The organism is Dactylosporangium sp. NPDC049742 (genome assembly GCF_040674675.1).
GTDB lineage: Bacteria > Actinomycetota > Actinomycetes > Mycobacteriales > Micromonosporaceae > Dactylosporangium > Dactylosporangium maewongense.
On record NZ_JBFANF010000037.1, the window covers coordinates 114,675 to 123,154 of the forward strand.

General features: G+C 74.6%; 8 protein-coding genes and 1 pseudogene. 6 read left to right on the plus strand and 3 right to left on the minus strand.

The features are described 5' to 3' along the window. Positions 1-31: 31 nt before the first annotated feature. A pseudogene (locus AB0J72_RS36235) lies at positions 32-506 on the minus strand (iron chelate uptake ABC transporter family permease subunit); the annotation flags it as partial. An 83-nt stretch (positions 507-589) separates the two neighbouring features. Between AB0J72_RS36235 and AB0J72_RS36240 the strand changes: the two are divergent. Next, complete coding sequence (locus AB0J72_RS36240; protein WP_363406944.1) at positions 590-1,375, plus strand: siderophore-interacting protein; 786 nt, start codon at positions 590-592, stop codon at positions 1,373-1,375. A gap of 73 nt (positions 1,376-1,448) precedes the next feature. Here AB0J72_RS36240 and AB0J72_RS36245 read toward each other — a convergent pair whose 3' ends face one another. Continuing rightward, positions 1,449-1,805 (minus strand): hypothetical protein, encoded by a 357-nt coding sequence (locus AB0J72_RS36245; protein WP_363406947.1) that lies wholly within the window; start codon positions 1,803-1,805, stop codon positions 1,449-1,451. A gap of 167 nt (positions 1,806-1,972) precedes the next feature. Here AB0J72_RS36245 and AB0J72_RS36250 point away from each other — a divergent pair, with 167 nt between their 5' ends. Beyond that, entirely contained in the window at positions 1,973-3,226 is a 1,254-nt protein-coding gene (locus AB0J72_RS36250; protein ID WP_363406950.1) for a PQQ-dependent sugar dehydrogenase, read from the plus strand. Positions 3,227-3,237: 11 nt separating this feature from the next. After that, complete coding sequence (locus AB0J72_RS36255; protein WP_363406953.1) at positions 3,238-3,921, plus strand: pentapeptide repeat-containing protein; 684 nt, start codon at positions 3,238-3,240, stop codon at positions 3,919-3,921. On the opposite strand, the gene AB0J72_RS36260 is transcribed toward AB0J72_RS36255, so the two are convergent. Continuing rightward, a complete protein-coding gene (locus AB0J72_RS36260; protein WP_363406956.1) occupies positions 3,908-4,744 on the minus strand; it encodes a methyltransferase domain-containing protein in 837 nt (278 codons plus the stop codon). The two genes, AB0J72_RS36255 and AB0J72_RS36260, sit on opposite strands and share 14 nt — an antisense overlap. 73 nt (positions 4,745-4,817) lie before the next feature. On the opposite strand from AB0J72_RS36260, the gene AB0J72_RS36265 reads away from it, so the two are divergent. From AB0J72_RS36265 to AB0J72_RS36275, 3 genes are all read left to right on the plus strand, one after another. Continuing rightward, positions 4,818-5,240: a helix-turn-helix domain-containing protein gene (locus AB0J72_RS36265; protein ID WP_363406960.1), complete on the plus strand. Its 423-nt coding sequence runs from the start codon at positions 4,818-4,820 to the stop codon at positions 5,238-5,240. Between the two features lie 96 nt (positions 5,241-5,336). Then, positions 5,337-8,051, plus strand: a complete 2,715-nt coding sequence (locus AB0J72_RS36270; protein WP_363406963.1) for an FtsX-like permease family protein — start codon at positions 5,337-5,339, stop codon at positions 8,049-8,051. Between the two features lies 1 nt (position 8,052). Further along, complete coding sequence (locus tag AB0J72_RS36275; RefSeq protein WP_363406966.1) at positions 8,053-8,346, plus strand: YrhB domain-containing protein; 294 nt, start codon at positions 8,053-8,055, stop codon at positions 8,344-8,346. The last annotated feature ends 134 nt before the right edge of the window (positions 8,347-8,480 follow it).

Sequence of the window (8,480 nt, forward strand, 5' to 3'; positions counted from 1 at the left end):
AGGGCCGTGGGCGGGCGGACGGAGGAACGCCTCATGCCCGCCTCCGGCGGACCACGGCGAGGAAGAAGCCGCCGCCCACGACGGCGGTGACCACGCCGACCTGCAGCTCGCCGGGGCGGGACACGACCCGGCCGACGACGTCGGCGCCGAGCAGGAGGGCGGGGGCGAGGACCGCGCAGAAGGCCAGCAGCCACCGCAGGTCGGGCCCCGTCAGCGGGCGGACCAGGTGCGGCACCATCAGGCCGAGGAACACGATCGGGCCGCACGCCGCGGTCGCCGCGCCGCAGAGCAGGACGACGGCGACGGCGGCCACCGCGCGGATGCGGGCCGGGTCGGTGCCGAGGGCGCGCGGTGTCGTCGCCGAGCGCCATCACGTTCAGCGTGCGGGCGAGCGCCGCGGTCACCAGTACACCGGCGGCGATGAACGGCAGGATCAGCCTCGCCGTGCCGGGTGACGCCGCGGCGAGGGACCCCGCGGTCCAGAAGCGCATCCGGTCGAGCGAGGCGAGCCGCGCTTCAGCCACGCCGGCTGCGCCGGCCCCCTGGAGGCCCTCGCGAAGGCCCTGACGAGCGCGAAGAAGGTCACCGGGTGACGTTCGACTTCTTCGACGTGACGGTGCTGCGCAAGGAGCTGCTGTCGCCGTCGGCGGTGCGGCTGGTGTTCGGCGGCGCCGACCTGGCGGCGTTCGCCAGCGGCGGCCGGGACCAGCGGTTCAAGCTGTTCCTGCCGCGGCCGCACCAGCGGGTGGCGGTCGTGCCCAGGGGCGAGGACTGGTACCCGCAGTGGCGCGCGGCCGACCCCGCGACGCGGGCCGTCATGCGCACGTACACGGTGCGGGAGCAGCGCGGCGGCGAGTTCGACGTCGACTTCGCCGTGCACGACACGGTCAGCGCCGGCCCCGCGTCGACCTGGGCCCGGCACGCGCGCCCCGGCGACCGCGCCGTCGTGCTCGCCCCGACCGTCGCCGACAACGGCGGCGTCGACTTCCGCCCGCCGCCGGACACCGACTGGGTGCTGCTTACCGGCGACGAGTCGGCCCTGCCGGCGCTCGCCGGCATCCTCGCGTGGGTCGGCCGGTCGATGCCGGTCCGGGCCTGGATCGAGGTGCACGACGCCGCCGATGTACGGGACCTGCCCCGCCCTCAGGGCGCCGAGCTGACCTGGCTGGTCGGCGGCGGCGTCCTGGACGCGGTCCGCGCCGCGGACCTGCCGCCGGGCACCCCGTACGCGTGGGTGGCGGGGGAGTCCGGCGTCGTGCGGTCCGTGCGCCGGCACCTGGTCCACGAGCGCGGCATCGACCGCCGCCGGGTCATGTTCACCGGGTACTGGCGCCGCGGCGCGACCGAGGACGACCTCATCGCCGAGGCCGCCTGAGCACCCCGACGGCCCGTCGCACGCGAACGGCCCCGGCAGTGGGCTGCCGGGGCCGTCGGATCGTTCGGAGTGGTTACTTCAGCGGGTCGGCGCCCGGCGCGGACTGGCCGGGCGTGACGCGCGGGGGCTTGGGCTTCGCGGCGGCGCCGTTCGAGGCGGCCCGGGTCGACGCCGTCGCGGTGGACGACGCGGCGGACGACATCGCGGGTGAAGTGGCGGACGACATCGCGGGCGACGCCGCGGGTGGCGTGATCGAGGCGGTGGGCGGTGACGATGCGAGCTTCTTCGCCGTCGCCTGCGCCTGCGCGAAGGTCGGGTTGGCACGCAGCTGGCGGGCGCCCTCGACGATCTGCTCGTACTTGCCGCGGCCGGCACGGGTGCCCAGCACGTAACCGGTGGCGAGCCCGGCGGCCAATGTCAGCAGTCTCATCTGGTCTCCCTCAACGGTACGGGTGCTCGACTCCACGGCCTTGTGCCCGCCCTGACACGAGGTCAAACGCCCGGTGACGTTCCCCCGCCGTGGGTGACGCCGGAGAAGGCACGGATTCGTGATCGTGCAGGGAGACGATGTTCGGCTGCGCGAGCGGAGGCCGGTCCATGGGTACACCCGTCCGCGCGGGCGCCGTCGCGCTCTGCCTGCTGCTGGGCGTTGCCACCGGCTGCACGTCCGACGCCCCGGCGAAGCCACCGCCCAAGAACGCGGCGCCGGGCGTCACCGACCCGACCGACTTCGGTCACGGCCCGGTCGACCCGTCGGCGAGCGGCGACGCCAAGGTCGCCGTCACCACGATCGCGCGGCACCTCGACGTCCCGTGGGGCCTGACGTTCCTGCCCGACGGCAGCACCCTCGTCACCGAGCGGCGGACGCTGCGGATCCTGCGGGTCGGACCGGGCAGGGCGGCCAACGGCGCGCTGACGGTCACGCCGGTGACGAAGATCAGCGAGGCGGTGTCGGACAACGAGGGCGGGCTGCTCGGGATCGCCGCGTCGCCGCGGTTCGCCGTCGACCAGACGGTCTACATCTACTACACCACCGCCGTCGACAACCGGGTCGCCAAGCTGAAGTTCGGCGAGCGGCCGATGCCGATCGTCACCGGCATCCCGCGCGGCGGCATCCACAACGGCGGGCGGCTCGAGTTCGGCCCCGACGGGTACCTGTACGCGACCACCGGGGATGCGTCGAGGACCGAGGCGGCGCAGCAGCTCGACAACCTCGGCGGGAAGATCCTGCGGATGACGACCGACGGCAAGCCACCGCCCGGCAACCCGTTCCGCGGCTCGCTCGTCTGGTCCTACGGTCACCGCAACCCGGAGGGCCTGGACTGGGCCGCCGACGGCACGATGTACGAGACCGAGATCGGCGAGGCGGTCTGGGACGAGCTGAACGTCATCGTGCCCGGCGGCAACTACGGCTGGCCGCTCGTGGAGGGCATGGGCACCAACCCGAAGTACATCAACCCGGTCGTGACGTGGCACCCGGAGGTCGGGGTCAGCGCCGACGTGGCCGTGCTCGGCGGCACCGCCGTCGTCACCTGCCTGCGCGGGCAGCGCGTGTACCTCGTCGGCCTCGACCGCAGCCTGCAGAAGGAGGCCGGCAGCCGGCCGATCGAGGGCGGCGGGACCGACGCGCCGAGCATCCGGTGGCGGCCCGGCGGCGGGGTGCCGGACAAGCCGGTGGAGGCCCTCGCCACGACGTACGGCCGCCTGCGCACCGCCGTCAGGGCGCCCGACGGCAGCGTCTGGATGACCACGTCCAACCGCGACGGCCGCCTCGACCGCGGACCCTCCACCGACGACGACCGCATCCTCCGCCTGACCCTGCACCCCCTCGTCTTGCCGGGCCCACGGTGAACGTCGGTGGCATGGCGAGGCTGCGACACGCGGTGCGGCGCCGGCCGCGTCGCGTCGCGGCAGGATGCCTGCTCTGCGCCGTCCTGCTCAGCGTGCTGCTGGTCGTACAGACGCGGGACAACGAGACCCATGGACGGCGGTGCGCGGACCCCGGCGCGGTCTCGATGCCACGCCGGACGGTCAACGACGCCGAACTGTCCCAGCGACGGCTGCGCTGCGCCGACCTGGAGCGGTCCACTGTGGATGGTTTCGTCCGCGAGGCGAACCTGAGCGGCAGCAACCTGCACGAGGCGAACCTGCGGACGGTGTCGATGGAGAACGTCGACCTGACCGGCGCGGACCTCACCGGCGCCGACGTCCGCGACGCCACCCTCACCGGCGTCGAGCTCGGCCGGGCCGACCTGCGCCGTTCCACCTGGAACGGCAGCACGTTCGCCGACACCGGCCTGCGCGGCGCCGTGCTGCGCGGGGCACACCTGCGGCAGACCGAGCTCCGCCGGTCCGATCTCGGCGGCGCGGACGTCCGGGGCGCGGACCTGTCCGGCACCCTCCTGGCCGACACGGACCTGCGCGGCGCCCGCCTCGACGACGCCGACCTCGACGACGTCACGTGGGTGAACGTGGTCTGCCCCGACGGCACGAAGTCCGGCGGCGACCGGCGCGAGTCCTGCGCCGGCCACCTCACCCCGAGGTGACAACGGCCGCCGGGGCGTGCGCGTCGACCTGCCAGCAGGCGGCGGTGAAGCGGACCTCGTCGCCTTGGACGAAAGGGGCGAACGCGGCACGGACGGTCTCGACGATCCGGGTCCGGGCCGGCTCGGCGACGTCACCCAGGACCAGACCGAGCGGGCCGAGCCGGGTGAAGTACGGCACGAGCGACGCCTCCGGGAAGGCGCACGGCACGTCGAGGGGGCGGATGTCGACCGCGGTCCAGCCGGCGTCGCGCAGGATGCCCCGCACCTTCGCCGGGTCGGCGAACGCGAACCGCCCCGGCGCGTCCGGCCGGCGAGCCGGTAGCGACGGCAGCAGCGGCGCCGCGGCCCGCTCCGCCGTCGTCATGAACGGGTTCTCCTCGACGCCGCGCCAGGTGACGGCGCGCAGGACCGCGCCCGGGGCGGCGGCGCGGCGCAGGTTGGTGAAGGCGCGCACGGAGTCGGCGAAGAACATGACGCCGAACCTGGAGATGACCGTGTCGAACGCCGCCGCCCCGAAGTCGTGCTCCTGCGCGTCCGCCTGGACGAAGACGGCCGGCACCCCCTCGCGGCCGGCCCGCTCCCGCGCCGCCGCGACCATCGGCTCGGCGATGTCGACGCCGACGCAGCGGCCGCCCGGGCCGACCTTCCGGGCGGCGGCGACGGTCGTGCCGCCGGTGCCGCAGCCGACGTCGAGCACGCTGCCGCCGCGGACCGCCGCGACCAGCAGGTCCTCGAACGGCCGGAACACCTCGTCCAGCATCGCCTGCGCCGAGACCCACGCCTGCCCGGCGCGGCCGTTCCACAGTGCCGTTTGCTGTTCCATGCTCAGCTCCCCCTTGCCATGAACGGTGACCGGATGGGACGGTTTCACTTCAAGCCGACTTGAGGTCAAGCCGATGACGAACCTGGACATCGCCGAGGTGGCGCGCCGCTCGGGGCTGGCCGCCTCCACCCTGCGCTACTACGAGGAGAAGGGCCTGATCGCCTCGGTCGGCCGGGCCGGCCTGCGCCGGCAGTTCGATCCGGGCGTGCTGCAACGGCTCGCGCTGATCGCGCTCGGGCGCACCGCGGGCTTCTCCCTGGACGAGATCGCGCTCATGTTCGCCCCCGACGGCAGCCCGCGCATCGACCGCGCCGTGCTCGCCGCGAAGGCCGACGACCTGGACGCGACGATCGGCAGGCTCACCGTCCTGCGCGACTCCCTCCGCCACGCGGCGGCCTGCCCGGCCCCAACGCACATGGAGTGCCCCACCTTCCGCCGCATCATCCGCGCCGCCGAGGCCGGCACCCTCGGCCCGGGCGGCGGACCGCGCCGCTGACGCCCCATGGGGCTTGCATTGTCACAATGTATAGGTCAGTGTGTGCGGGTGATCCGATTCGTCTGGGCACATCTTCGGGGGCGGGCGGGGCGGGCGGTGGCACTCCTCGTCGGGGTGCTCACCGCCACCACCGGCTTCACCGTGCTGACCGGCGCAACCGCCACCGCGCGGCTGGAGGTCACCGGCACCGTGGACGCCAACGTGCGGGCCGCGTACGACATCCTCGTCAGGCCGAAGGGCAGCCGGCTGCCGCTCGAAGGCGACCGCGCGCTGCTGCGGCCCAACGCGGTGTCCGGCATCTACGGCGGGCTCACCATGGACGACTGGGCGAAGGTCCGCTCGGTGCCCGGCATCGACGTCGCCGCGCCGATCGCGATGGCCGGGTCGCTCAACGCCGCCGTCGTCGCGCCGGTCGACCTCACCGACCTCGTCGACCCCAAGCTGGACCGGCAGGTCATCCGGGTCGACCGCACGCTGCTGGCGGACCGCGGGCTCAGCCGTACACCGGCGACCCCCGCATGGGTGTACGTCACCACGCACGACGTCTCGTGGCCGCGGCTCGGCCGCAACGAGGAGCTGCTGCAGTTCTCGGGCGGCCAGACGATGCCGTGGCAGCAGCTGTGCCAGGGCACCCCGGGCCTGCTCGAGGAGGGCCGTCAGGTGTGCCCGTTCATCGATCAGGGCCAGGTCACCGATGCCACCAACCAGGACGTCTTCGCGTTCCGGCGGCGCCCCGACGGCCGGTTCGAGACGCTGTACGACACCGAGCCGCAGCAACGGCTCAGCATCTCCCTGACGTGGCACGAGCCGATGCTCGTCGCGGCCGTCGACCCCGACGCCGAGGACCGGCTCGTCGGGCTGCGCGGCGCCACGCAGGGCACGTTCCTCGCCAACACGCCGGCGCAGGCGACCGCCATTCCCGGCACCTCCGAGCGGCGCATGATCGTGCCCGTGCTGGCGTCGTCGCGCCGGTACGCCGACACCACCACCGCCGTCAGCATCTCGCACGCACCGCTGCCCGCCGTGCCCGCCGGGACGTCGCAGGCGATGCTGGCCGCGATGACCGCCGCACCCGCGACCCACGTGCGCGACGACGTGCTGGACGCCGACGCCGCCTACCAGCACACCGTCGGCACCGGCCTCGGCCTCGGCCTCCGTTACAGCCATGAGTGGCTCCTGCAGATCGGCGGCGTCTCCTACGCGCAGGCCCCGGACGGCAGCCTCACCGCCGTCCCCGTGCCCGACAACGCGGCCGCGTACGTCCTGCCGTACTCCTCAGGCTTCCCCGCGCCGTGGCAGCTCGACGACACCTCGTTCCGCACGGTGAAGAACGTGTCGGTGCGCGCGAACGGCGAGATGACGACGGCCGACTTCGGCATCGTCGGCACGTTCGACCCGGCCCGGCTCACCACGTTCAACCCGCTCAGCCGCGTGCCGATGGAGACCTACGAACCGCCCCTGGTCGTCGGCGCCGACCAGGCCACCCGCGACCTGCTCGGCGACCACCCGCTCGCCCCCGGCGGCAACCCGGGCGGGTACCTGTCGTCCCCACCGATGCTGCTGACCAGCATCGCGGCGCTGCCGGACATCCTCAACGACACCATCGGCACCGACAAGGCCGCGCCGCTGAGCGCCATCCGGGTCCGCGTGGCGGGCGTGCACGGCTTCTCCGCCACCTCCCGGGAGCGGGTCCGCGTCGTCGCGGAGGAGATCTCCGCCCGCACCGGCCTGGACGTCGACATCACGTACGGCTCCTCGCCCTCCCCGCAGACCGTCACCCTCGCCGCCGGCAAGTACCAGCGGCCCGAGCTGCGCGTCACCGAGCAATGGGTGAAGAAGGGCGTCGCGGCGAGCATCATCACCGCCATCGACCGCAAGAGCGCCCTCCTGTTCGTCCTCGTCCTCGTGGTCTGCGCGCTCTTCCTCGCCAACGCCGTCGCCGCCGGCGTCCGCGACCGGCGCGCCGAGCTCGCCACCCTGGCCGCGCTCGGCTGGCCCGCCCACCGGATCTTCGCCGCGGTCCTCGGCGAGGTCTTCGTCATCGGGACGGTCGCGGGCCTCGGCGCCCTCGCCCTCGCCGGCCCGCTCGGCGGGCTGCTGGACGTCCGCACCAGCTGGACGCAGGCCCTGCTGGCGCTGCCGACCGCCGTCGTGCTGTCCCTGCTCGCCGGCCTGCTGCCGGCCCTCGGCGCCGCCCGCGGCCGCCCCGCCGACGGCCTGCGCCCCGCCGTCACCCGCCCGCGCCGCGCCGGCCGCCCCCGCGGCCCGGTCACCATGGGCCTGCTCAACCTGGTCCGCGTCCCCGGCCGCACCGCCCTCGCCGGCGGCGCCCTCGCCATCGGCATCACCGCCGCCACCGTCCTCGGCGCCATCACCTTCGCCTTCCACGGCGCGATCGTCGGCACCCTCCTCGGCGACGCGGTCTCCCTGCGCGTCAGGACCGTCGACACGATCGCGGTCGCGGCGACGATCCTGCTCGGCGTCCTGGCCGTCGCCGACGTCCTCTACCTGAACATCCGCGACCGCGCCGCCGAGCTCGCCACCCTCCGCGCCACCGGCTGGACCTCGGCTGCTCTCGCCCGCCTCGTCGCCGCCGAGGGCCTCGGCATCGGCCTCCTCGGCGGCCTCGGGGGCGCCACCGTGGGCGTGACCGCCGCCGCCTGGCTCGTCGGTGACCTGTCCGCCGCCCTGCTCACGACCGCCGGCTCAGCCGTCGCCGCCGGCGCCCTGCTGGCCACCTGCGCCGCCCTGATCCCCGCCACCCTCCTGCAACGCCTCCCGACCGCCGCCCTCCTCGCCGAGGAGTCCTGAGATGCTCGATGATCGCGCCGCGGCGGCCGCGGCGGCCGCATTCCTCGAAGAGGACATCCGGCTGAACCCGGATCCCGACTTCGACAACGTCGTGCGCGTCGCGCCCGAACACGGTTTCAAGGACGGCCGGCACTTCGTCATCCCGTTCGACACGGTCGACTTCCTCGACCATGGCGACGAGTTCGCCCGGCTGGCCGGCAACCCGCCGATCGTGGTGGACCTGGAGACGGGGGCCTGCCACTTCCTGGACGACGACGAGGAGCAGGAGTACCGCGACCGGGGGTTCCCGATCTGACCTGAGCTCGTCCCGAGGTGCTCGATCCGGCGGGGGGGGGGGGGGGGCGGGGACACCCCCCCCCCACCCCCCCGGCCCCGCGCCGTGGGCCGCGGCCCCCCCCCCCACCCCCGCCCCACCCACCCCACCCCCCC